Source organism: Amycolatopsis sp. NPDC057786, assembly GCF_042797905.1.
Lineage (GTDB): Bacteria > Actinomycetota > Actinomycetes > Mycobacteriales > Pseudonocardiaceae > Amycolatopsis.
Window position 1 is genome coordinate 1 of the sequence record NZ_JBHVKW010000122.1, and the last position, 23,003, is coordinate 23,003.

The 23,003-nt window shown below is 68.8% G+C and carries 26 protein-coding genes; 20 read left to right on the forward strand and 6 right to left on the reverse strand.

The features are described from left to right. The first annotated feature begins 293 nt into the window (after window positions 1-293). The 12 genes from ACFVM3_RS37130 to ACFVM3_RS37185 all read left to right on the forward strand — a co-directional run bounded on the left by ACFVM3_RS37130 (window position 294) and on the right by ACFVM3_RS37185 (window position 11,587). A complete protein-coding gene (locus ACFVM3_RS37130; protein WP_378444545.1) occupies window positions 294-1,256 on the forward strand; it encodes a patatin-like phospholipase family protein in 963 nt (320 codons plus the stop codon). 45 nt (window positions 1,257-1,301) lie between these two features. Beyond that, a complete protein-coding gene (locus ACFVM3_RS37135; protein WP_378444546.1) occupies window positions 1,302-2,078 on the forward strand; it encodes a hypothetical protein in 777 nt (258 codons plus the stop codon). A 67-nt stretch (window positions 2,079-2,145) separates the two neighbouring features. Beyond that, window positions 2,146-2,853, forward strand: a complete 708-nt coding sequence (locus ACFVM3_RS37140; protein ID WP_378444547.1) for a hypothetical protein — start codon at window positions 2,146-2,148, stop codon at window positions 2,851-2,853. Window positions 2,854-3,015: 162 nt separating this feature from the next. After that, window positions 3,016-4,713 (forward strand): sodium:solute symporter family protein, encoded by a 1,698-nt coding sequence (locus ACFVM3_RS37145; protein ID WP_126732870.1) that lies wholly within the window; start codon window positions 3,016-3,018, stop codon window positions 4,711-4,713. A gap of 10 nt (window positions 4,714-4,723) precedes the next feature. Then, a complete protein-coding gene (locus ACFVM3_RS37150; RefSeq protein WP_378444548.1) occupies window positions 4,724-4,987 on the forward strand; it encodes a hypothetical protein in 264 nt (87 codons plus the stop codon). Window positions 4,988-5,034: 47 nt separating this feature from the next. Continuing rightward, window positions 5,035-6,036, forward strand: coding sequence for a DUF3558 domain-containing protein (locus ACFVM3_RS37155; protein ID WP_378444549.1), 1,002 nt, complete (start codon window positions 5,035-5,037; stop codon window positions 6,034-6,036). A gap of 69 nt (window positions 6,037-6,105) precedes the next feature. Further along, the gene (gene dhaK / locus ACFVM3_RS37160) at window positions 6,106-7,107 is read left to right on the forward strand and encodes a dihydroxyacetone kinase subunit DhaK (protein ID WP_378444550.1); all 1,002 of its coding nucleotides are present in this window, start codon (window positions 6,106-6,108) and stop codon (window positions 7,105-7,107) included. Further along, window positions 7,107-7,730, forward strand: a complete 624-nt coding sequence (dhaL, locus tag ACFVM3_RS37165; RefSeq protein WP_378444551.1) for a dihydroxyacetone kinase subunit DhaL — start codon at window positions 7,107-7,109, stop codon at window positions 7,728-7,730. The genes dhaK and dhaL overlap by 1 nt, the downstream gene beginning before the upstream one ends. Next, complete coding sequence (gene dhaM / locus ACFVM3_RS37170; RefSeq protein WP_378444552.1) at window positions 7,727-8,401, forward strand: dihydroxyacetone kinase phosphoryl donor subunit DhaM; 675 nt, start codon at window positions 7,727-7,729, stop codon at window positions 8,399-8,401. The genes dhaL and dhaM overlap by 4 nt, the downstream gene beginning before the upstream one ends. Window positions 8,402-8,592: 191 nt before the next feature. Further along, window positions 8,593-10,368: a 3-hydroxyacyl-CoA dehydrogenase family protein gene (locus ACFVM3_RS37175; protein ID WP_378444553.1), complete on the forward strand. Its 1,776-nt coding sequence runs from the start codon at window positions 8,593-8,595 to the stop codon at window positions 10,366-10,368. A gap of 9 nt (window positions 10,369-10,377) precedes the next feature. Continuing rightward, window positions 10,378-10,743 (forward strand): hypothetical protein, encoded by a 366-nt coding sequence (locus ACFVM3_RS37180; RefSeq protein ID WP_378444554.1) that lies wholly within the window; start codon window positions 10,378-10,380, stop codon window positions 10,741-10,743. Window positions 10,744-10,753: 10 nt separating this feature from the next. Then, window positions 10,754-11,587 carry a hypothetical protein gene (locus ACFVM3_RS37185; protein ID WP_378444555.1) on the forward strand — a complete coding sequence of 278 codons (834 nt, stop codon included), beginning with the start codon at window positions 10,754-10,756 and terminating at the stop codon, window positions 11,585-11,587. Here ACFVM3_RS37185 and ACFVM3_RS37190 read toward each other — a convergent pair. Beyond that, the gene (locus ACFVM3_RS37190; RefSeq protein WP_378444556.1) at window positions 11,568-12,053 is read right to left on the reverse strand and encodes an Lrp/AsnC family transcriptional regulator; all 486 of its coding nucleotides are present in this window, start codon (window positions 12,051-12,053) and stop codon (window positions 11,568-11,570) included. The two genes, ACFVM3_RS37185 and ACFVM3_RS37190, sit on opposite strands and share 20 nt — an antisense overlap. A gap of 58 nt (window positions 12,054-12,111) precedes the next feature. Between ACFVM3_RS37190 and ACFVM3_RS37195 the strand changes: the two genes are divergently transcribed. Then, the gene (locus tag ACFVM3_RS37195; protein ID WP_378444557.1) at window positions 12,112-13,230 is read left to right on the forward strand and encodes a trans-sulfuration enzyme family protein; all 1,119 of its coding nucleotides are present in this window, start codon (window positions 12,112-12,114) and stop codon (window positions 13,228-13,230) included. Window positions 13,231-13,385: 155 nt separating this feature from the next. Then, window positions 13,386-13,769, forward strand: coding sequence for a DUF6401 family natural product biosynthesis protein (locus ACFVM3_RS37200; RefSeq protein WP_378444558.1), 384 nt, complete (start codon window positions 13,386-13,388; stop codon window positions 13,767-13,769). A 34-nt stretch (window positions 13,770-13,803) separates the two neighbouring features. Here ACFVM3_RS37200 and ACFVM3_RS37205 read toward each other — a convergent pair whose 3' ends face one another. Further along, a complete protein-coding gene (locus ACFVM3_RS37205) occupies window positions 13,804-14,724 on the reverse strand; it encodes a hypothetical protein (protein WP_378444559.1) in 921 nt (306 codons plus the stop codon). Window positions 14,725-14,822: 98 nt separating this feature from the next. After that, the gene (locus ACFVM3_RS37210) at window positions 14,823-15,035 is read right to left on the reverse strand and encodes an FmdB family zinc ribbon protein (protein ID WP_016336811.1); all 213 of its coding nucleotides are present in this window, start codon (window positions 15,033-15,035) and stop codon (window positions 14,823-14,825) included. A 50-nt stretch (window positions 15,036-15,085) separates the two neighbouring features. Between ACFVM3_RS37210 and ACFVM3_RS37215 the strand changes: the two genes are divergently transcribed. Then, a complete protein-coding gene (locus ACFVM3_RS37215) occupies window positions 15,086-16,210 on the forward strand; it encodes an alkaline phosphatase family protein (RefSeq protein WP_378444560.1) in 1,125 nt (374 codons plus the stop codon). A gap of 24 nt (window positions 16,211-16,234) precedes the next feature. On the opposite strand, the gene ACFVM3_RS37220 is transcribed toward ACFVM3_RS37215, so the two are convergent. After that, on the reverse strand, window positions 16,235-16,798 hold the full coding sequence (locus ACFVM3_RS37220) for a class I SAM-dependent methyltransferase (RefSeq protein WP_378444568.1): 564 nt from the start codon (window positions 16,796-16,798) through the stop codon (window positions 16,235-16,237). 51 nt (window positions 16,799-16,849) lie between these two features. Between ACFVM3_RS37220 and ACFVM3_RS37225 the strand changes: the two genes are divergently transcribed. Together ACFVM3_RS37225 and ACFVM3_RS37230 are read left to right on the forward strand one after the other, a co-directional pair. Then, complete coding sequence (locus ACFVM3_RS37225; protein ID WP_378444561.1) at window positions 16,850-17,602, forward strand: AraC family transcriptional regulator; 753 nt, start codon at window positions 16,850-16,852, stop codon at window positions 17,600-17,602. 289 nt (window positions 17,603-17,891) lie between these two features. Further along, window positions 17,892-18,179, forward strand: coding sequence for a hypothetical protein (locus ACFVM3_RS37230; protein WP_378444562.1), 288 nt, complete (start codon window positions 17,892-17,894; stop codon window positions 18,177-18,179). Window position 18,180: 1 nt separating this feature from the next. Here ACFVM3_RS37230 and ACFVM3_RS37235 read toward each other — a convergent pair whose 3' ends face one another. Continuing rightward, complete coding sequence (locus ACFVM3_RS37235; RefSeq protein ID WP_378444563.1) at window positions 18,181-18,681, reverse strand: GNAT family N-acetyltransferase; 501 nt, start codon at window positions 18,679-18,681, stop codon at window positions 18,181-18,183. A 40-nt stretch (window positions 18,682-18,721) separates the two neighbouring features. On the opposite strand from ACFVM3_RS37235, the gene ACFVM3_RS37240 reads away from it, so the two are divergent. Further along, window positions 18,722-19,459 carry an alpha/beta fold hydrolase gene (locus ACFVM3_RS37240; RefSeq protein ID WP_378444564.1) on the forward strand — a complete coding sequence of 246 codons (738 nt, stop codon included), beginning with the start codon at window positions 18,722-18,724 and terminating at the stop codon, window positions 19,457-19,459. A 111-nt stretch (window positions 19,460-19,570) separates the two neighbouring features. Beyond that, window positions 19,571-20,791 carry a glycosyltransferase gene (locus tag ACFVM3_RS37245; RefSeq protein ID WP_378444565.1) on the forward strand — a complete coding sequence of 407 codons (1,221 nt, stop codon included), beginning with the start codon at window positions 19,571-19,573 and terminating at the stop codon, window positions 20,789-20,791. On the opposite strand, the gene ACFVM3_RS37250 is transcribed toward ACFVM3_RS37245, so the two are convergent. Then, window positions 20,776-21,609 carry a phosphotransferase gene (locus ACFVM3_RS37250; RefSeq protein ID WP_378444566.1) on the reverse strand — a complete coding sequence of 278 codons (834 nt, stop codon included), beginning with the start codon at window positions 21,607-21,609 and terminating at the stop codon, window positions 20,776-20,778. The two genes, ACFVM3_RS37245 and ACFVM3_RS37250, sit on opposite strands and share 16 nt — an antisense overlap. A gap of 135 nt (window positions 21,610-21,744) precedes the next feature. On the opposite strand from ACFVM3_RS37250, the gene ACFVM3_RS37255 reads away from it, so the two are divergent. Further along, on the forward strand, window positions 21,745-23,003 hold a 1,259-nt coding region (locus ACFVM3_RS37255; protein ID WP_378444567.1), incomplete at its 3' end, for a cbb3-type cytochrome c oxidase subunit I.

The following is a 23,003-nucleotide window of genomic DNA, read 5'->3' on the forward strand; positions in this document are numbered from 1 at the left end:
CGGTGGTTGCACGCGCAACCACCGCGTCCAGAGGACCACTCGCGTCGGCTCCGCCCGGTGAACAGCCGATATCGAATCGAGTCCTCGGATTCGTATCTGCATTCTTTCCCGCGCCACAGAATGCCCTAAAGGGCGCGAGAAATTAACGAACTCTCGTTCCCCTGTAAAAGAACCAGCTATTTCTGTGCCATTCGGGTGAACGCCGGATTGGCCGGTCTCGCCCTGTGTCACACTCGATTCCCGCGAGGGGAACCGCCGAACTGCGGCGGTCGCGGGTGCAGGGGTGATGTGCCATGGCTGATTCTCGGAAGAACGTCGATCTCGTGCTGGAAGGCGGCGGCGTCAAAGGTATCGGGCTGCTGGGCGCGGTACTGGAGTTGCACGAAGCCGGTTACGCGTTTCCCCGGATCGCCGGAACGAGCGCGGGCGCGATCGTCGCGACACTGGTCGCCGCGTATCAGAAGGCGGGCAAGGATCTCGGCGGTCTGGAAGCGGTGATGAACGACTTGGACTGCCGCCGTTTCCAGGACCAGTCCCTGCTCGACAAGGTCACCGGGCCGATCGGGGACGGTGTCGATCTGCTCCTGCACGACGGGATGCACTCCGGTGACTACCTCGCCGAATGGCTCACGCCGTTGCTGGAAGAGGTCGGCGTGCGCACTTTCGCCGATCTCGCCATCGAGGACCCGGAAGGTACTTTGCTTCCGTACCAACGGTATTCCCTCGTCGTCCACGTCAGCGACCTGACTCGCCGCGTACTCGTCCGGTTGCCTTGGGACTATTCCCAGTACGGCCGCGATCCCGGTGCGGAGAAGGTCGTCGACGCCGTCCGCGCGTCGATGTCGATCCCGCTCTATTTCCGGCCGGTGCAATTCGACGTCCACCCCGAGGGTGCCGTCACCTGGGTCGACGGCGGGCTGCTGTCGAACTTCCCGATCACCGTCTTCGACCGGACCGACGCGAAGAAGCCGCGGTGGCCGACCTGGGGCGTGAAGCTGTCGGGGGAACCCGTGGGCGGCGAGGACAAACCGGTGAAGAGCGCGTTGCGGATCGCCATCGGTTCGCTCGAAACCCTGCTGTCGGACTGGAATCGTTACCGCTTGCACGAGGAAGGTGTGAACCGGCGGACGGTGTACGTCGACACGACCGGGGTTTCCGCCGTCGACTTCGGGCTCGGCGAAGAGGAGAAGAAACGCCTCTTCGAAAGCGGGCGGGAGGCCGCGCGGCGGTTTCTGGAAAAGATCGTGCCGCAGTGAAACTCGCCGGCGGTATTCCGGTGGGATGAGGGATAGGAGGATCCCATGCGTTATCGCCCGATCGGCAGTGACCCGGCGGACGGCCGCCTCGGCCGGTTCGTCCCGGACGACTGGCGCCACATCGAGCGCTATCCGCTGACCGCGCTGGCCACCGAGGACCGGCCCACCCGGTCGCCGGTCGTCATCGGTGTCAACTGGTACAAGGAATTCGACGTGCCGGAGAAGGACGAGAAGTCCGGCGAGTTCTTCGTCGCGAAAGGCGGCGCGAAATCGCTCACCAGGATCCGCGGCGGGCACTGCGTCTGCCTCGAACCCGGTGAATCGGCCGACGGCGACACCCAGTACGCCTTCTACGACCAGGGCAAGGAAGGCGCCTGCGTCGGCTTCGGCTGGTCGCGCTGCATGACGATGTTCAACGGCGACCTGTACGCCGCGCGGTGGCTGTGGGACCAGTCGAAGCTGCGTGACGAATGGGGCGAGACCAACCCCGGCGACAACAACGGCACGTCCGTCCGCGCGGCGGCCGAGGTCCTGCTCGAACTGGGACACGTGCCGTGGTCGGAGACTTACGCGGACGACGATCATGTCAAGCGGGCCGCCTACACCCCCGACGTCAAGAACGGCATCCAGGCCTACCGCTGGGCGAAGACGGTCGACGAGGTGCACGAGGTGCTGGGCAACCCGCGTGCCGACCAACTCGGCGCCGTGCCATTCCTCAACTCGTGGGGTTCGGGCTACCCGCACCGCACCTACATGCCGGACGACGTGCTCGCCCGGTTGATCGAGGAGGACGGCGAAGTGGGCCTGCCCACGGACCGGTAAACCCCCACCGGTCACGGGGAAGGGCCGTTCCGGCGACGGAGCGGCCCTTTTCCGCGATCATGACGGAGTGCGAGGAGAACCGCTGTCCAGGTCGTGGCCGCTCGCGCCGTCCGGCGCCACCGACTGGTTGCGCGAGATGTGCGGCGACGGCCTGACCGGGTTCATGCCGCCGCCGATGCCGGACGCCGTCTGGGTGCTCAACGCGATGTACGAGCACGAGCGGGAACCGTCCGAAACGGTGACCACCGGAGGGGGACTCGGCCGCGCCGGACATCCCGGTCCCGGATGGCGGCGGCTGCGCTGGGCGGAACTCGCCCGCCGCACCGGCGATCCGGTCGTCCCGGCCGGGATGATGCCGTGCTACCGCTGCTTCCCGTCGATCAAGAAGGAGGGAAGCTGGCCGCTGGGAATCATCCCGCCGACCGAAGGGAGCCTGGACCGCGAGACCTGGACGCGGCTGATCGGCGTGCTCACCGAGTTCGGTCCGGCGGGCCGGGACACCGCGTGCCTCGCCTACTACAACCCGCTGACCCTGGGTGCCGAGGACTTCGACAACCTCCACGTGCGCGCCGGGCGCCTCGGTGACGCCGGGCTCCTCTACGACCATTCCGAGGCGGATTTCAGCCCGTCCAATCTTTGGGCGGAAGATCGTTCGTGGTGCCTGTGCACCGATTACGACCTGTGGGCCACCAAGGTCACCGGTCCGCCGTCCCTCATCGAAGCGTTGCTGAACGACTCCGAAATCGAAGCGGTACGGCTGCCGGCGACGCCTTGAAGCCGGTGACCGGACAGGAATTGTCAGGAATTGTCCCGAACCGGACACGCCCACGCGGTCGCCGCCCACCCGCACTGCCGCTCCTGAATCCATGCAGTATGGTCCGCGATTGACGTGATCCAGGCGTTTCTCGTGGACATTTTCACTATGGAGGTGAGTCGGTTGCACGTGCTGGCCGATGCGAACCTGCGGCTCGACGCAAGTCCGATCGACTACGTCCTGCTCGCCTTCTATTTCGCGCTGGTGCTCGGCATCGGGTACATGGCGCGAAGGTCGGTCTCGAGCAGCCTCGACTTCTTCCTCTCCGGCCGTTCACTCCCCGCCTGGGTCACCGGTCTCGCCTTCATCTCGGCGAACCTCGGCGCGGTCGAGATCATGGGCATGTCGGCCAACGGCGTGCTCTACGGCCTGCCGACCGTCCATTACTTCTGGATCGGCGCGATCCCGGCGATGCTGTTCCTCGGCATCGTGATGATGCCGTTCTACTACGGCTCGAAGGTCCGCAGTGTCCCGGAGTTCATGCTCCGCCGGTTCGGCAAACCCGCGCACCTGGTCAACGGCATCAGCTTCGCGAGCGCGCAGATCCTCATCGCGGGCGCGAACCTGTTCCTGCTCGCCAGCGTGGTGAACCTCCTGCTCGGCTGGCCGCTGTGGGTGTCGATCATCGTCGCGGCCGCGGTCGTGCTCTCCTACACCGCACTCGGTGGCCTCTCCGCCGCGATCTACAACGAGGTCCTGCAGTTCTTCGTGATCGTCGCGGCGCTGCTGCCGCTGACCATCGTCGGCCTGGTGAAGGTCGGCGGCTGGCAGGGCCTCGTCGACAAGGTCACCGCGAGCCCCGGCGGTGAGGCGCAGCTGCACTCGTGGCCGGGTGACAACCTCACCGGCTTCGGCAACAGCTTCCTGTCGGTCCTCGGTCTCGTCTTCGGTCTCGGTTTCGTGCTGTCCTTCGGCTACTGGACCACGAACTTCGTCGAGGTCCAGCGCGCGATGGCGTCGAAGAGCATGTCGGCCGCGCGGCGGACGCCGATCATCGGCGCCTTCCCGAAGATGCTGGTCCCGTTCATCGTCATCATCCCCGGCATGATCGCCGCGGTCACCGTCTCCGAGTACGTCCAGGACAAGCAGATCCTGCTCGAGGGCGGCGACGCGCCCAGCGGCGTGACCGCGAACAACGCGATCCTGCTGCTGATGCGCGACCTGCTGCCCAACGGCATGCTCGGGGTCGCGCTCGCCGGTCTGCTCGCCTCGTTCATGGCGGGCATGGCCGCGAACCTGAGCTCGTTCAACACCGTCTTCACCTACGACATCTGGCAGTCGTACGTGAAGAAGAACGAGTCGGACGGCTACTACCTGCGGCTCGGCCGCCTGGTCACCGCGATCGGCACCGTGCTCGCGATCGGCACCGCGTTCATCGCGTCGAACTCCGGGAACATCCTGACCTACCTGCAGGACCTGTTCTCCTTCTTCAACGCGCCGCTGTTCGCCACCTTCATCCTCGGCATGTTCTGGAAGCGGATGACGCCGACGGCCGGCTGGGTCGGCCTGGTGTCCGGTACCGCCTCCGCGATCACCGTGTGGCTGCTGTCGCAGGCCGGGGTCCTCGGGCTCACCGGGCAGGGCATCAGCTTCGTGGCCGCCGGTACCGCGTTCGTCGTCGACATCGCGGTCAGCGTCGGGGTCTCGCTCGCCACCGCGCCGAAACCGGAGGCCCAGCTGGTCGGCCTCGTGTACTCCCTCACCCCGAAGGAGTCGCTGAAGCACGACGAGACCGGCGACGACGCGGGCTGGTACCGCAAGCCGGGACTGCTCGCGGGCATCGTGCTGATCCTGACCATCGTGCTCAACATCATCTTCTAGGAGGCCGGAGATGGCTGCGTCGCAAGCTCCCAAGAAGGCCGGCGTCTTCGACATCCGGCTGATCATCGCGCTGCTCATCGGCGGTTACGGGCTGGTGCTCACGATCATGGGCCTCTGGTTCACCACCGACGAGGAGCTGACCAAGGCCGCCGACGTCAACATCAACCTGTGGGCGGGTATCGGCATGCTGGTGTTCGCGGCGCTGTTCGTGCTGTGGGCGAAGCTGCGCCCCATCGTGGTGCCGCCGAGCACCGACGGCGAGGGCGGCGAATAGCCGGGTTGTCCGGACAACGGCGAGGAGCTCCGGCTAACGTGCACTTCGTGCTGTTCAACGCTCGACGTCGCCGGATCGCGTCCGTGCTGGCCCTGGTGGCCGCGCTCGGCGCGGTGTCGGCCTGTGGTCAGAACCTCGGCAAGTCCAACTTCGCCCGCACCACCGTCGCCGCCGAACCCGGCTCCGGCGGCTCGGTGCCCGACGGGGACATCAACGATCCCGCGGTCACCCCGGCGGTGATGCGCACGATCGAACCGTGCGGGCTGGTGAACAACGAAGTGATGGCCGCCTTCGGCACGCCGGAGGAGCCGACGTCGAATCTCAGCTCGTTCGGCACCTGCCGGGCGAAGGCCGTCGACGCCGGAGGCAAGGAACTCACGGTCAGGGTCGAGATCGGCGCGTCGACCTACACCTCGAGCAACGGTGTCACCGTTTCGGCGGTCGACGGGCTGCCGCAGATCGAGCGGAAGGGCAAGGACGGGAAGAGCTGCGACGTCGGCATCATGACCCTGCGCAAACCCGAGCGCGGGATCAACTTCTCGGTCACCTACGACGGTGGTGACTCGTGCGCGACAGGCCGTGCGGTGGCCGCGAAGGCCGTGAAGTACCTGCACGCGTCACCGGCGAAGTACCCGGCCGTCGCGGGCACGCTCACCGCTGTCGATCCCTGCACCATCGCCGACAGCGCCGTCCTCAACGAGGTGGCTCCGCACGGCGCGGCCGAGCTGACCAGCTTCCACTCCTGCGACTGGACCCCGGGCTCCAACCCGAGGGTCTCGATCGGCTTCCGCCACGCTCTTCCTCCGGCTGAGCGCGACGGGAACAAGAAGATCGACATCGACGGTGTCGCCGTCTACCAGAAGGTCGGCACCGGTAATGCCGCCGAGTGCAAGCTCGAGTGGCAGCACAAGCCGTGGTCCGGCGACGACGTCGAGATCGTCAGCGTCAACTACCGGAACTACGACGAGAAGTCGAAGGACGAAGCGTTGTCGTGCGGCAAGGCGGTCAAGGTCGCCAAATCGGTGATCTCCAAGCTGCCGAAGCCCTGACGCTGGCGGCATCCGGCCGGGAGAGGTAGGAAGGGGACACCCCACCCGCCGACGTGCCGGAGGCCACCCTTGAAGAAGATCATCAACGACCCGAAGACGGTGGTCGCGGAATCCCTGCGCGGACTCGCCGCGGCGCACGCGGACGTCCTGCGCGTGGAGGACGACCCGGCGCTCGTGGTGCGGCGGGACGCGCCCGTGGCGGGAAAGGTCGCGGTGATCTCCGGCGGCGGATCCGGGCACGAACCGCTGCACGGTGGCTTCGTCGGACAGGGCATGCTCGCGGCCGCCGTCCCCGGCGCGGTGTTCACCTCGCCGACACCGGACGCCGTGGAGGCTGCGGTCAAGGCCACCACAGGGGACGCGGGCGCGCTGCTGATCGTGAAGAACTACACCGGCGACGTGCTCAACTTCGAGACCGCCGCGGAACTCGCCGCCGCCGAAGGGCTGGACGTGCGCAGTGTGGTGATCGACGACGACGTCGCGGTCAAGGACTCCACCTACACCGCCGGCCGTCGCGGGGTCGGCGGCACGGTGCTGCTGGAGAAGATCACCGGTGCCGCCGCCGAACGCGGCGACACGCTCGACGCGGTGGAGGCCTTGGCGCGCAAGGTGATCGGCCAGGTCCGGTCGATCGGCGTCGCGCTCTCCGCGCCGACCGTGCCGCACGCGGGCGAGCCGAGCTTCGACCTCGCCGACGACGAGATCGAGTTCGGCATCGGCATCCACGGCGAACCCGGTATCGAGCGGACCGCGGTGGTGACGGCCGACGAGCTCGTCGCGCGCATGGTGGAAGCGGTGGTCGCGGACCTGCCCTTCGCCGAGGGCGACAAGGTCCTGCTGTTCACGAACTCGATGGGCGGGACCCCGCTGGTCGAGCTGTACCTGGCACACGGGATCGCCGAGCGGCTGCTTGCCGAGCGTGGCATCGTGGTCGAACGGCGGCTGGTGGGGCCGTACATCACGAGCCTCGAGATGCAGGGGATGAGCCTGACGTTGCTGAAACTGGACGACGAACTGACCGAATTGTGGGACGCGCCGGTGAACACCCCGGCCCTGAGGTGGGGAGTCTGATGGCCTGCACCGCCGAGACGCTCGCCGCCGCCTTGCGGGCGGCGGCCGCCGTGATCGCCGAGCATCGAGCCGAACTGGTCGACCTCGACCGCGCGATCGGCGACGCCGACCACGGTGAGAACATGGACCGGGGGTTCGGCGCCATCGTGTCCGCTTTGGACTCGGCGACCCCGGAGACCCCCGCCGCGGTCGCGAAGCTCGCCGCCACGACGTTGATCTCGAAGGTCGGCGGCGCGGCCGGTCCGTTGTACGGCACGGCTTTCCTGCGCGCGTCGGTCAAGCTGGGCGACGCGGCCGAAGTGGACGGTCCGCTGCTCGTCGAGGCCCTGCGCGCCGCACTCGAAGGAGTGCAGGCGCGAGGCAAGGCCGTCGGGGGAGACGCGACCATGGTCGACGCTCTGATCCCCGCCGTCTCCGCCGCCGAGGAAGCCTCCGGCTCCGGTATCGCCGAGATCCTGACCGCGGCGGCGGACGCCGCGGACAAGGGCGCCGAGTCCACTGTGGAGCTCGTGCCGCGCAAGGGCCGGGCCTCGTACCTCGGCGAGCGGGCCAAGGGGCATATGGATCCCGGTGCCCGTTCGACGTCCCTGCTGCTGCGCGCCTTCGCGGAGGCCGCCAAGTGAGCGTCGGAATCGTGCTCGTCTCCCACAGCGTCAAACTCGCCGAAGGGCTCGCGGAACTCGCCGCGCAGATGGCGCCGGACGTCACCATCGCGGCGGCGGGCGGCTTGCCCGACGGCGGGATCGGGACGGACTACGACGAGGTCGTCGCCGCGACACAGCGCGCCGATTCGGGTGCGGGCGTGGTCCTGCTGTACGACCTGGGCAGCGCTCAGATGACCGCGGAACTGGCCGTCGAATCGCTCGCCGACCCGTCGGCCGCGGTCGTCGTGGACGCGCCGCTGGTCGAAGGCGCGATCGCCGCCGCCGTCGCGGCGCAGGGCGGGGCGGACCGCAAGGCCGTCGCCGAAGCGGCCGCTTCGGCGGGCGCGCCACCGGATCTGACGTTCGACGAAGGCGCACAGGACGGCGAGAGCAGTGTCGAACTCACGCTGCGGAACGACGTCGGGCTGCACGCGCGGCCCGCCGCGGTTCTGGTCCGGAGCATCGCGGGGCTGGACGCGCAGGTCACCGTGCGGCTCGGCGACGAGACCGCGGACGCCAACAGCGTGCTCGCGCTGATGGCGCTCGGTGCCCGTCAGGGTGACCGGATCGAGGTCCGCGCGAAGGGCACGCAGGCCGAGGAAGCGCTCGCCAAGGTGAAGGACCTCGTCGACCAGAACTTCGGCGAGTGAGCTGAAGGGGACTTTCCCCTCGTCTCACGCGGTGAAGGGCGCTTTCCTCTCGTCTCATGGGGGGAAAGCGTCCTTCAGCACTCGTCCGCGAGTGACACTTACTCGATTCGGAGGGTGACAGCCGCTGCTTTCCGCGCCCCGGCATGGCACGATCGGAGAAACTACCAGCGAGTAACCTCCGGAGGCCGGTTGTGGCGCGGGAAATCTCGAGTGTGGGAGTCATCGGTCTCGGCACCATGGGTGCCGGGATCGCCGAGGTGCTCGCGCGGAGCGGCGTGTCCGTGGTCGCGGTGGAGATCGACGACGACGGCGTCCAGCGCGGCCGGGGTCATCTGGAGCATTCGACCGAACGGGCGGTGACCGGCGGCAAACTCGACGCCGGCGGCCGGAGCGCGCTGCTGGACCGGATCCGGTACACCACGTCGCTGACCGAACTGTCCGATGTGGACCTAGTGATCGAGGCGATCCCGGAGAACCTCGAAGCGAAATCCGACGTGTTCGCCCAGCTGGACAAGATCACCGGCCCGGACACGATCTTCGTCTCGAACACCTCCTCGCTGTCGATCACCGAGATCGGCGTGCACACCGCGCGGCCGGGCAAGGTCGTCGGGATGCATTTCTTCAACCCGGCGCCGATCCTCAAGCTGGTCGAGATCGTCCGCACGGTCGTCACCGAACCCGAGGTGGTCACCGACGTCGTCGCGTTCGCCGAACGCCTCGGCAAGACCCCGGTGGTGATCGGCGACCGCGCCGGGTTCATCGCCAACGCCCTGCTCTTCGGGTACCTCAACCACGCCGTGCGGATGTACGAGCAGCGCTACGCCACGCGCGAGGATCTCGACGCGGCGATGCGGTTCGGCTGCGGGTATCCCATGGGGCCCTTGGCTTTGCTCGACCTCATCGGGCTGGACACCGCGTACGAGATCCTCGACACGATGTACCACCAGTCGCGCAACCGGCTGCACGCGCCGGCGCCACTGCTGAAGCAGATGATCACCGCCGGACTGCTCGGCCGGAAGACGGGGCAGGGTTTCTACACCTACGACGAGCCCGATTCGCCGACGGTGACCGACGCGGTCACGAAGTCCGAATCGGACACCACGGCGCCTCGTGAGGTGCGCAAGGTCGGCGTCGTCGGGACCGGGACCATGGCGACGGGCATCGTCGAGGTGTTCGCGAAACGCGGTTACGAGGTCATCCTGCGGGCGCGGAGCGCGGAGAAGGCCGCGGCGTCGGTCGCGCGGGTGAAGAAGTCGCTGGACAAGGCCGTCGTCAAGGGCAAGCTGTCCGAGGAGGACGCCACCGCCGCGCTGGGCCGGATCTCGCCGGCGGTGGAGTTCGAGGAACTCGCCGACGTCGACCTCGTCGTCGAGGCGGTGGCCGAGGACCTGGCCGTCAAGCAGGCGGTCTTCGCCGCTCTCGACGACGTCGTGAAGCCGGGCGCGGTCCTGGCGACGACCACGTCGTCCCTGCCGGTCATCGAATGCGCGGCCGCCACCTCGCGACCTTCGGACGTGGTCGGCGTGCACTTCTTCAATCCGGCTGCGGTGATGAAACTCGTCGAGGTCGTCTCGACCATCGCCACCGCGCCCGACGTGATCGCGACCGTCGACGCCGTCTGCGCGGCCGTGGGCAAGCATCCCGTGCACTGCGGTGACCGGGCCGGGTTCATCGTCAACGCGCTGCTGTTCCCGTACCTGAACGACGCGGTGAAGATGCTCGAAGCGCACTACGCGGAAGCCGACGACATCGACACCGCGATGAAGGTGGGCTGCGGACTGCCGATGGGCCCGTTCGAGCTGCTCGACGTGGTCGGGCTGGACGTCTCACTGGCGATCCAGCGAACCCTGTTCAATGAGTTCCGCGAAGAGGGCTTCGCGCCCGCGCCGCTGCTGGAACACCTCGTGACCGCCGGACGGCTCGGCCGGAAGACCGGAAAGGGGTTCAAGGACTACTCGGCCCGGTAGCTTGGGTGCATGCCGGTTTCCTCGGGGGTAAGGAAGCGGATCAGGGAACTCCTCGATCCGGACGACGAGATCCACTACGTGTTCCCGGCCGACATCCTCGGCAGTACCAATCCCAGCGTGTTCTTCGCGGTGACCCGCAAGACGATCACGGTCCTCACCACCGGATACCTGAGCCGGAAGACCCCGAAACGGGTCGTCGCGACGACCCTGCGCAACCACCGGATCGGCCCGGTCGACACGTCGACCGTCCCGTGGTTCAAGTTCAACGGCATCGACTACGAGATCGACGACGAGTACATCCCGGTCGTCCACGCGGCCGACGCGGAGATCATGCGGGACGGTGCGAAACCTGAAGATCCGCTGCCGGACCTCTAAGCTCCCGGGAGTGCGTCAGCTCACCTACGACGGGATGCCCATCCCCGGTCTGAACGACCTGGTCCGGACGGCCATCCGGCTGCATCCGGCGCCGGGGGTGCCCGGTGCGGACGAAAGCCACTTCGGCGGCCCGCCGCTCTGGCCATCGGACGAGCCGTGGCCGGAGTGCCCGGTGACCTGGCCGCCCGACCCGGACGCCTCCGACGACGCGTGGGCCGGTGGGCACCCGCTCGACGGCCCCGTCCCGGCGATGGTCGTCGCGGCTCAGTTCTTCCGCGACGACTTCCCGGAGTTGCCGTTCCCCGAGGGCACCGACGTCCTGCAGATCCTGTTCTGCCCGATGGAGCACGACAGCCCGCATCACCGAGGGCCCGCGGTCCGGCTGATCTGGCGTGCCGCGGGCGAGGTGCGGGATATCGCGGACCCGCCGCCCGCCCCCGATGACGCCGAAGCCGCCTACCTGCCGGATGCCTGCGTTTTCGAACCGTGCTCGATCGACGAGCTGCCCCGGCTCTGCGACTTCCCGGCGGAGACACGCGCCGCGCTCGGCATTCCCGATGGCGCGGGCGACGACCCGGACGGCTGGCCGGAGCTGGACCAGTACTCGAAGATCGGCGGCTGGACCGCTTGGGACGCGACCGATCGGCACGAGCTTGGCTGCCGGGAATGCGGCGCCGAACTGCGCCAGACGATCGCGCTGGCCTCGGAGGAGCACGAGGTCGGCTGCGGATGCGAGGTCGCCGAGGGCGAGGCGGCGGGCTGGTCGTTCCGCCGCCAGGGGGTGTTGAACATCTTCACGTGCCCCACCGACGTCACTCATCCCTTCAAGGTCCGGATCGACTAGGCGGTAGCAAAGGTCCCCCGCTCCAGTGCTGGAAGACGAGGTTCGTGTGCACCCGGGCGACCTCGTCGCGGGCGGTCAGTTCGTCGAGGACCAGCCGTTGGAGCTCGGTCGCCGACGCGGTCGCGACATGCGCGAGGAAGTCGTCCGGCCCGGTCAGGTGGTAGACGGCGCGGACCTCGGGCAGGGCGAGCAGATGCTCGACGAACGAGTCGACGAGCGCCCGCCGGTGCGGGCGGACCTGGACGAACAGGAGCGCTTCGAGCGGGCGGCCGAGCTTGGCGGCGTCCACCTCGGCGCGCTGGCCGGTGATCACTCCGAGCTCGCGCAGCCGGTTGACGCGGTCGAGACAGGTCGAGGGCGCGACGCCGACCTCGGCCGCGAGATCCTTGTTCGAGATCCGGGCGTCGTTCTGCAAGAGCCGTAGAATACGAAGATCAACCGTGCTCAGTTCGACGGAATCCGACATCGGCGAATGATATCCGAGGATATTGCGGACGATCCGAAGAAAATCGCACCATCTGGGCATGACCGCAACGCTGCGCACCCGAGCCGTCCACGCCGGCCGTGACGATCTCACGGACCTCGGCGTCCACGCCGCTCCGCTCGACCTGTCCACGACCTACCCGTCGCGGGACAGCCTCGAAGAGGCGGGCCGCATCGACGAATTCGCCGCGTCGGGCTCGCTGTCCGGGCTCCCGGTCTACGGGCGGCTGAGCAATCCGACCGTCGAACGGTTCGAGAAAGCACTGGCCGAACTCGAAGGATTCGACGACGCCGTCGCGTTCGCCACCGGAATGGCCGCGGTGTCGGCGTCCCTGCTCGCCGCCGTCGCGCAGGGCAAACGGCATGTCGTCGCCGTCCGGCCGGTCTACGGCTGCACCGACCACATGCTCACGTCCGGTCTGCTCGGCACCGAGGTGACCTGGGCCGATCCGGAAGGCGTCGCGTCGGCGCTGCGGCCCGACACCGGGCTGGTGCTGCTCGAAACGCCTGCGAACCCGACCCTGCGCGAGGTCGACATCGCCGAGATCGTGCACGCCGCGGGCGAGGTGCCGGTGCTGGTCGACAACACCTTCGCGACCCCGGTGCTCCAGCGGCCGGGACGGCACGGCGCGCGGTTCGTCCTGCACAGCGCGACCAAGTTCCTCGGCGGACACGGCGACGTCATGGGCGGGGTGGTCGCTTGCAGCGCCGAGGACGCGGGAATGTTGCGGCAGATCCGCTTCGCGACCGGAGGCGTGCTGCACCCGCTTGCCGGATACATGCTGCTTCGCGGCCTTTCGACACTCCCGCTGCGCGTCAACGCCGCGTCCGCGACGGCCGCCGAACTCGTCGAGCGGCTTCGCGGGCACGCGAACGTGAGCGCCGTGCACTACCCGGCCGTCGGCGGTCCGCTCATCGCGTTCGAGGTCGAGGGCGACCCGCACGCGCTCATCGGTGCCGTCCGGCTGATCACCCCGGCCGTCAGCCTCGGCAGCGTGGACTCGCTCATCCAGCACCCCGCCTCGATCAGCCACCGGATCGTCGCCGAGGACGACCGGCGCGGCGCGGGGGTCACCGACCGGCTCATCCGCATGTCGGTGGGCCTGGAGGACGTCGAGGACCTGTGGCACGACCTGGATCAGGCACTCAAGACTTGCTGAGTGCCTGTTGGTGAACCCGCGTCCGCGATCGACGTCGGCAGGGCGCCGCCTGGTCACCTTTCCGGATCAATCTCAGCTCCGCCAACAGGCTCTGAGTTCTGCGATCGTCGTCACCGGGATGTCGACAAATCGTCCCGCCTGGCTAACCTGGTCGGGTGAAAGATCTGGTCTCGTCCTGGGTGGAATCTTCGGCTCGTAGCACGCTTTCCCGGCTGCACCAGCAGATCGGTGTCGCCGGGCTGGCCGCCGCGGCCGCCGTGCCCGGGCTGTCGGCCGTCTTCGATCAGCACTCCGCCGCGGTGCGCGACATCCTCGCGGCGGGGGTCGAAGGTTCGGCGGCGGTCGCCGGGGTCGTCCTGCTCGCCGGTTACACGCGAGGGCTGCTCGACGAGGCGAAGGCCAAGGGCTGGACGTTCCGCATCCCGGCCGATCTGTCCGCCTGGACCACCAGCGACTGGATGACCGCGCGGCTGGTCGGCGTGTGTTCGCTGGCCGCCTCGCTGGACGACCGGCGGCCGCGGCCGACCGGGAACGGGTAGGGCTGCCGGACGCCCCACCCGCTCCCGTGGAAGGTCAGCGGTACTCCGGCGGAGGGGGCATGTTTCCACCGGGCGGCCGCTGGCCGGGATCCTGGTGCTGGGGCACCTGACCCTGGCTGGGCGGGAACTGCTGGTGCTGCGTCGGCGCGTTCGGGTTCGCGGCGTGGTGCCCGGCGGACACCGGCTGGTGGACCGTCGTCTGCTCGGCGGGCACCCCGCCCGAGCGTCCGGCGTCCTCACGTCCGCGCTGGTAGGCCTCGGCCTGCGCCTTCGCGGCGGGGATCTCCGCCTCGGCCCGGCCGAGCCAGGTCTCCCAGCGCTGCTGCATCGGCTTGATGAGGCCACCCCCGACACCGACGACGGCGATGCCGCCGACCGTGGCGAGCACGGTGATCAGCACCGGCAGCGTGACCGCGGTGGCGACGCCGATCTGGTTCAGCGCGGCGATCGCGCCGAGGCCCCAGATGAACACCGAGGCGATGGTGGCGAGCACCTTGCCGTAGGAGACACCGCCGAGGGCGTTGGCGACCAGGTCCTTGACCGCCTTGGCGATCGCGCCGGCGATCACCACGATGACGATCGCGACGATGGCGCGCGGCAGCCAGGCGACGATGTCGTTGAGCAGCGCGCTCACCGGGTTCGGGCCGAACACGCCGAACGCGAACTGCAGGGCGATCAGCAGGATCGCGTAGTAGACGATCTTGCTGATGATGTTCGACGCGTCGAACTGGCTGCGGGCGAGCATCTGTTTGAAGCCCCCGCGTTCGAGGAGCCGGTTGAACCCGACCTTCTCGAGCACCATGCTCACGGCCTTGGCGAGCGCCTTCGCGATCAGCCAGCCGATGAACAGGATGACCAGGAACGCGAGCAGTTTCGGGACGAAGGTGGCGACCGAACTCCAGGCGCTCGACACGCCCTGACCGAAGTCGACGGCCGCCAGTGCTGATGTGGCCACTGGACTTTCTCCCTTCCCACCACTGGAGCTTCCAGACTGGTGGGAAGGGGGTACCCGCCATTCGGGCGATCACACGTTGCGCCACCCGAACGGGTGGGTCAACCGCAGCAGCCGCCTCCGCAGCAACCGCCTCCACCAGCGGGAACAGGGGCCGGGCCGGAGGCCGACCCGGTCAGCGCGACGGTCGTCAGCAGTTTGACGGTGTCCTGGTGACCCTCCGGGCACGGCGCGGGCGCACCGGACTCGCTCATCGGCCGCAGCAGTTCGAAGGTTCCGGCGCATTCGCGGCAGCGGTAGGCGTAAGTCGGCATTCCGGCATTATCCCATCTCCTTCCGGGCTCCGGGATGGCAAGCTGGCCTGGTGGAACTGCCTGTCGCGGCGCATGTGCCGCACCTCGGCCAAGTCGTCCCGTCCGTGCTCTCCGCCCTCGGCGCCGACGAGTTCGCGAACTCGCTGAGCCTGGCGGAGGCGTCCAGTGCCTGCGTCCTGCTCATCGACGGACTCGGCTGGGAGCTGCTGGCCGAGCACGCCGCCGACGCGCCCGTGCTCACCCAGCTGGCGAAGTCGCCGCTGCGGGTCGGTTTCCCGGCGACGACGGCGGCCGGTCTCGGCGCGATCGGCACCGGGCTGGCATCGGGGGAGCACGGACTGGTCGGCTACAGCTTCGAGGTGCCGGGCACCGGCGTCCTGAACGCGCTGCGCTGGAGCAGCCATGTGGACGGCGGCGATCTTCGCGGCGCGCTGCCGCCGCGCGAGGTGCAGCCGCTGCCGACGACGTTCGAACGCGCTGCGGCCGCCGGGATCACGACGAGCGTGGTGTCCTCGGCGAAGTTCGCCGACACCGCGCTCACCCGCGCGACGCAGTCCGGTGCGCGTTACGTGGGTGTCCACGCGCTCGGCGACCTCGCCGCCTGTGTCCTGCACTGCCTCGAAACGCGGCCGGCGTTCTGCTGGGGCTACCACAGCGAACTCGACATGCTGGGCCACATCTACGGGCCCGGTTCGGCGCCGTGGCGGATGCAGCTGCGGCAGGTCGACAGGCTGGTGGAGTCCATTGTGGACGGATTGTCGCCCGGCGCTCTCCTCGCCGTCGTGGCCGACCACGGCATGGTGACGGTCGAGGGCGCGCTCGACATCGACGAGACGCCCGCGCTGCTCGGCGGCGTCCGGGCGATCGGGGGCGAGGTCCGGGCGCGGCACGTCTACAGCGAAGCGGGCGCGGAGGCCGACGTCCTGGCCGCGTGGCGCGAGGTCGTCGGTGAGCGGGCGTGGATCCTCCCGCGCGACGAGGCCATCGAGGCGGGCTGGTTCGGGCCGGTCTCCGACCGGGTCCGGCCGCGCATCGGCGACGTGGTCGTGGCGTCGAAGGGACGGTTCGGGCTCGTGCGGGAACTGGCGGAGGCCGTCGAGTCGTCCTTGGTGGGCCAGCACGGCTCGCTGACCTCGGCCGAGCAACTGGTCCCGTTGGTCCTCGCGCGCGGCTGACCCGCATTCAGAGGACTAAATGCGTCAGGCGGGCTTCCTGGCCGAGAATTTCACGCTGCGTTTCGGGACGTGGTCGACCTTGATTTCGCTGAACCCGGCGTCGGTGAGCCGGGGCCAGAGCGAGACCGGGTCGAGGGCGTTCATCGTGTCGCCGATGTGGAGCAACCGGAACGGCAGGCTCTCCAGGCTGTCGATCGCGCGCAGCACACCGCCGGGCCGGAGCACGCGGAACGCCTCGGCGAAGATCGAGTCCTGCAACGCCGTCGTCGGCACGTGGTGCAGCATCGTGAAGCAGACGACCGCCGAGAACTCGCCGTCCTCGAAGGGCAACGCCGCTCCGTCGCCCTGGACGATCCGCACCCGGCCGTCGAACTCCCGTTTCAGGAGGTCCGCCGACGCTTCGTCGATCTCGACGGCCGTGAGCCGGGGGACGAGCCCGACGAGCGCGCGCGTGGTCGCGCCGAAGCCAGGGCCGATCTCCAGTACGGAGTCGCCGAGGTCGAAGCCGGCGACGTTGCCCGGCATCTCGTGGGCGACGGCCTTCGCCCACAGCGCGGAACTGCAGAGTTTGCGGTGCACCAGGTTCATCGGCATGAATTCGACGCTAGCCGTGACCGGTAGGCGATAGGCTGCCAAGTGATGTCGCAAATCGGACTCCTGCCGCCGATGTCGACGGCGATGGTGCTCGGCGAGATGGATCTGGCCGCGGGCACCTGGCTCCCGTGGCACGAGCACGACGGTCACCAGCTCGCCTGGGCGGCCCGAGGGATCTTGAGCGTGAACGTGGGCGATCGGTACTGGGTGCTGCCGCCGACGCGGGCGCTCTGGATCCCGGCCGGTGTCGTCCACCGGACCGGCGCCACCGCGCAAACCGTGCTGCGGGGGATCTACGCCGCCCGGGATCGGTGCCCGGTGCGCTGGCCCGAACCGACGCTCGTCGCCGTTCGCCCCCTGCTGCGGGAACTGCTGGAGCACCTCGGCGCCGCCGACCTCGCCGACGCCGCGCGCCGCCGGGCCGAGGCCGTCGCCTTCGATCTGCTCGAACCGGTGGACGTCGTGCCGATCACCGTGCCGATGCCGTCGGACGGACGCGCGCGGGCCGTCGCGCGAGCGGTGATCGCCGACCCGGCGGACCGCCGCAGCCTCGCGGACTTGGCCCGCGACGCGGGCGCGAGCGAACGCACCCTCGCGCGCCTGTTCCTGACGGAGTGCCGCACGACGTTCGGCGCGTGGCGGGTGCAGGCCCGCCTGCGCGCGTCCTTGCCGCTGCTGGCCGAGGGCATGCCGCTGACCGCGGTCTCGCGCCGGATCGGCTACTCCTCGCCGAGCGCGTTCGTCGCCGCCTTCCGCCGCGCGGTCGGAGTGACGCCCGGCGCCTACTTCGGCGGCTAGCCCGCGAGTTACGCCTTCCATCACGCGAGTTGCGTCTCCAATCACGCGAGATACGCCTGCAATCACGTGAGTTCCGCCTGCCGTCACACCCGGGGTCCGATTCCGGCCCGTGCCGTCCCTCCGGTCACGTGGTGCCGTCCGCCCCGATCACGTGATGTTCCGCGGAACATGCGTGATGGAAGGCGTAACTCGCGTGTCTGGAGGCGTAACTCGCGTGATGGAAGGCGGATCACGCGACGAACGCCGAGCGAGCGGGATCACCCGGCACTCGGCCGTATACCGTTTCGGCGTGCCACGACGTAACCGGCCCGAACGCGGTGGACGCCCCGACCTCGGCGCGTCGACCGGCTGGGCGCGTTCCGAATCCGCCGCCGACGGCGACTGGCTGGTGCGTACCGTGCCCGGCGCGCAGGCCACCAAGGACTACCGCTGCCCCGGTTGCGATCACGAGATCCGGCGGGGAACCCCGCATGTGGTCGCCTGGCCCGCCGACGACACCGGCGGGGTCGCCGACCGCCGCCATTGGCACAACGCGTGCTGGGGCGCGCGGTCCCGCCGGCGTCCGGGCCGCTGGTGACTCAGCGCCGCATGTGCAGTGAAGGTGCTCCCTCGAACTCCTCCTCCGTGTGGATCTTGAAGCCGAGTCGCTCGGCGACCCGGACCGACGGCACGTTGGACACCATGATGTTGGCGATCACCGGGACGTCGGGGATCTCCCGCTCCGCCCATTCGACGACGGCGGCCGCCATCTCCGTCGCGTAGCCCTTGCCCCAGGCGAACGGCCAGAAGCGGTACGCGAGGTTCAGCACGCGCTCGCCGTTCCATTCGTGGTACCGGACGCCGCCGAACCCGACGATCACCTCGGGATCGTCCAAAGCGGACACCGCGAGATAGCCGAACCCGTTCTCGGCCCATTGCTTCATCCAGGCGTCGTACAGCTCCCGCGCACCCTCGACGGTATGCGGCACGACGTTGAACTTGTTCGTCTCCGGATCGGCCTGCAGCGCGACGATGTTCTCGCGATCCGCCTCGCGCAGCCTCCGCAGCAGCAGCCTCTCCGTCTTGATCTCTGTCAGCACGGATCCGACGGTAGCGCCAGGGTGCGACAGAATCGTCGCCATGAACGCTCTCCCGCTGGTACTGCTGCACGCCTTCCCCGTCGACGCCCGCATGTGGGACGCGGTCCGCGCGCCGCTCTCGGAACGTCTGCGGCTGATCACCCCCGACCAGCGCGGCCTCGGCCGCAGTCCGCTGCCGGAGACCGACCGGGAGCCGGATCTGGCCGACGCCGCGCGCGACGTCGTGGCGCTGCTCGACCGGCTCGACCTCGACAAGGTCGTCCTCGGCGGCTGCTCGATGGGCGGCTACCTGACGATGGCGGTGCTGCGCCTGGCGCCGGAACGGGTGGGCGGGCTGGTGTTCATCGACACGAAGGCGACGGCCGACACGCCCGAAGCCGTGAGGACCCGGCACGACGTCGCGGTCAGGGTGGAGGCGGAAGGCACCGGCTGGATGCCCGAAGCCGTCACGCCCGGTCTGCTCGCCGAAAAGTCCCGCCCCGAAGTGGCCGGGCGACTTCGCGAACTGATCACGACGCAGCCGCCGTCCGGTGTCGCGTGGGCGGCGCGCGCGATGGCGGCGCGGCCCGATTCGCTCGAAACGCTGCGCTCGGCGGACGTGCCGGCGCTGGTCGTGGTCGGCGAAGAGGACGGCCTGACTCCGCTGTCGGAAGCGAACACCCTCGTGGAAGCGCTGCCGGACGCGACCTTGGTCGTGTTGCCGGAGGTCGGGCATCTGACGCCGCTGGAGGATCCGGCCGGAGTCGTCGAAGCGATCTTGGGCTGGTACCCCGCCTGAGAAACGTTTCCCTCGCCCCTTCCAAGGTATAGCGGACCCCGGGGCTTGCGGCAAGCCCCCATTCCCGGTCCACAATTCCCGCCTTCACGTTTTTGCCAAAGGGGGATTTCCATGCGTGTACTCCTGTCCACTGTCGGGACGAGAGGTGAGGTGCAGCCGCTGGTGGCCTTGGCGGTGCGATTGCGGGAACTCGGGCAGGAGGTCCGGCTTTGCGCACCTCCTGATTTCCGTGACTGGGCCGAAGGACTCGGGATCTCTTTCGCGTCGCTGGGGCCGGAACTCCGGCCGACCGCGAAGCCGGATTCCGCCATGGTCAAGGCGATGGCCACGCCCGAGGGCAGACGCGCGATGGCCGAGGCCATGGTCGTCGGCCAATTCGAAACGATGCCGGAGGTGGCCGAAGACTGCGACGCGGTCGTCGCGGGAATGGCCTTGAACATCGCCGCCCATTCGGTGGCGGAGCGAAAAGGAATTCCCTATTTCTTCTCCGCGTACTGCCCGATAACGCTGCCCTCACTGCACCATCGTCCGCCCGTTTTCCCGGGCTGGGCGCCGAAGGATCCCGATGCCGCCATCCCCGCCTTGTGGGCCGACGACGCCGGACGGTGGAACGAGCATTGGGGCGGCGTGCTCGACGCGCAACGGAAACTGCTCGGTCTCCCGCCCGTCGACGACGTTCGCGGGCATATCTTCACCGAGAGTCCGTGGCTGGCCGCCGATCCGGTGCTGGCGCCGTGGCGGGGACCGTCGGCATTGGACGTCCACCAGACCGGTGCGTGGATCCTGCCGGACCACAGTCCGTTGTCCCCGGAGCTGGAGGCGTTCCTCGACGACGGGGAACCGCCGGTCTACTTCGGATTCGGGAGTATCCGCGCCCCTGAGGAGATCGCGAAGACGATGATCGAGTCGGCGAGGGCGCACGGGCGGCGGGCGATCGTGTTCCGCGGCTGGACCGAACTGGCGCTGATCGACGACGAACCCGACTGCCTCGCCATCGGGGACGTCAACCAGCAGGCGCTCTTCCCCAGGGTCGCGGCGGTCGTGCACCACGGCGGTGCCGGCACGACGACGGCGGCGGCCCGGGCCGGGGTGCCGCAAGTGCTCGTCCCGCAGATGTTCGACCAGCCCTACTTCGCGCAGCGGGTCGGGGAACTCGGGGTGGGGACGTCGATCACCGGGGATCCCTCCGCCGAAGCGCTGACGCTCGCTCTGGACGAGGTGCTGCGCCCCGGTGTCGTGGAGCGGGCGCGTCAGGTGGGCGGTGAGGTGCGGACGGACGGCGTCGACGTGGCGGCGAAACTCCTGCTGGACGCCGTTCAGCGGGCGAGGTAGCGCTCCAGGGCGGCTTCGGCCTCCGGGAGCCGCTCCGGGAACCGTCGCGCGATCACGAATCGCCAGGGGACCTCGAACAACCGCCGCAACGCGATGAAGGGCTCCAGCGAAGAGGGCGCCACATCGGCCGGGTACGCGTCCAAAGTCGCGTGCCCGGCCTCCGCGAAGAGCACGCCGAGGTCCCAGCCGAGCGGCCCCCGCCAGGTGTCCTCGAAGTCGAGCCAGCACGGTCCGGCCGCCGTCGCGACGACGTTCCCCCGATGGGCGTCACCGTGCAGCGGCCGCGGCTCGGCAGCAGGCAGCGCGGCCGCCACCCGGTCGAGTTCGTCGTACAACCGGGGTGTCGCGCCGCCCATGAGCGCACCGTGCCGGTCGAGCAACGTCCGGAGTTCGCGGACGGGCCCGAGTTCGGGCAGTTCACCGGGGTAGTCCGCGAGCGCGTCGTGCACCCGTGCGAGCGAACGCGCGACCTCGTGCGGCGACAGCGTGTGCCCCGGTTCGTGCGGCATGTGGTGCCAGAGAGTGACTGGGAGGCCGTCGGCGAAATGCGGTCCTGCCGGGGGATCCGTGGTGGGTGAGACGACGAGCACACCACGTTCCGTGAGGTACCTCGACAGCTCGACGTCACGCCTGAGCCAGTCCTCGGGCGAAGCCCGCGCGAAGCGAGTCGTGCCGGGCACCCGAGCCACCACCGGACCCAGTCTCACCAGCACGTTCGACTTGAAATGCAGGACATCGGGGGCGCCGGTCGGCAGCCCGTACCGGGCACCGACGGCGACCGCCGCGGCCACTCCCGCACGGGTGTGTTCGTCGGTCACGGCGCGATCTTGCCAGCCGGTGCGCGCGACTGTCGGTAGTGAGGGCTACGATCCCCACTAGCCGCCGGAGTGGGTCCCGAATCCGCCCGGCGACCGCAAATTGACCACCACAAGGTTTGAGTGTTGGAGGCAGGAGTGACGGCCGTAGCCCCCAAGCCGATCGCCACGCGCCCGTATCCCGCGCGCGAGTCGGTTAAGGGTTCGTACCTGCTGCGGTTGTTCCGCACGACGGACCACAAGCAAATCGGCATCATGTACCTGGTCACGTCGTTCGCCTTCTTCATGGTGGGCGGCGCGATGGCGATGCTGATCCGCTCCGAGCTGGCGCGTCCCGGGCAGCAGTTCCTTTCGCAGGAGCAGTACAACCAGCTGTTCACCATGCACGGCACGATCATGCTGCTGCTGTACGCGACGCCGATCCTCTTCGGTTTCGCGAACTTCATCCTGCCGCTGCAGATCGGTTCGCCCGACGTCGCCTTCCCGCGGCTGAACGCGTTCTCGTACTGGCTGTACCTCTTCGGCGGCCTGATCGTGATGTCCGGCTTCCTGACCCCGGGTGGCGCCGCCGACTTCGGCTGGTTCGCCTACACCCCGCTGTCGGACGCCATCCACTCGCCCGGCGTCGGCGCCGACCTGTGGATCTCCGGTCTGGTCGTCTCCGGTCTCGGCACCATCCTCGGTGGCGTCAACATGATCACCACGGTGGTCTGCCTGCGCGCCCCCGGTATGACGATGTACCGGATGCCGATCTTCACCTGGAACATCCTGGTCACCAGCATCCTGATCCTGCTGGCGTTCCCGATCCTGACCGCGGCCCTGATGGGCCTGCTGGCGGACCGGCATCTCGGGGCGCACGTGTTCGACCCCGCGAACGGCGGCGTGATCCTCTGGCAGCACCTGTTCTGGTTCTTCGGCCATCCAGAGGTCTATATCGTCGCGCTACCGTTCTTCGGGATCGTGTCGGAGATCTTCCCGGTCTTCAGCCGCAAGCCGATCTTCGGCTACAAGGGTCTGGTCTGGGCGACGCTGGCGATCGCCGCGCTGTCGGTGGCCGTGTGGGCGCACCACATGTACGCGACCGGCGCCGTGCTGCTGCCGTTCTTCTCCTTCATGACCTTCCTGATCGCGGTCCCGACCGGCGTGAAGTTCTTCAACTGGATCGGCACGATGTGGAAGGGCCAGCTGTCCTTCGAGACGCCGATGATCTTCTCGATGGGCTTCATCGTCACGTTCCTCTTCGGCGGTCTGACCGGCATCATGCTGGCCGCGCCGGCGATCGACTTCCACGTGTCCGACAGCTACTTCGTCGTCGCGCACTTCCACTACGTGCTCTACGGCACGATCGTGTTCGCCACGTTCGCCGGGATCTACTTCTGGTTCCCGAAGATCACCGG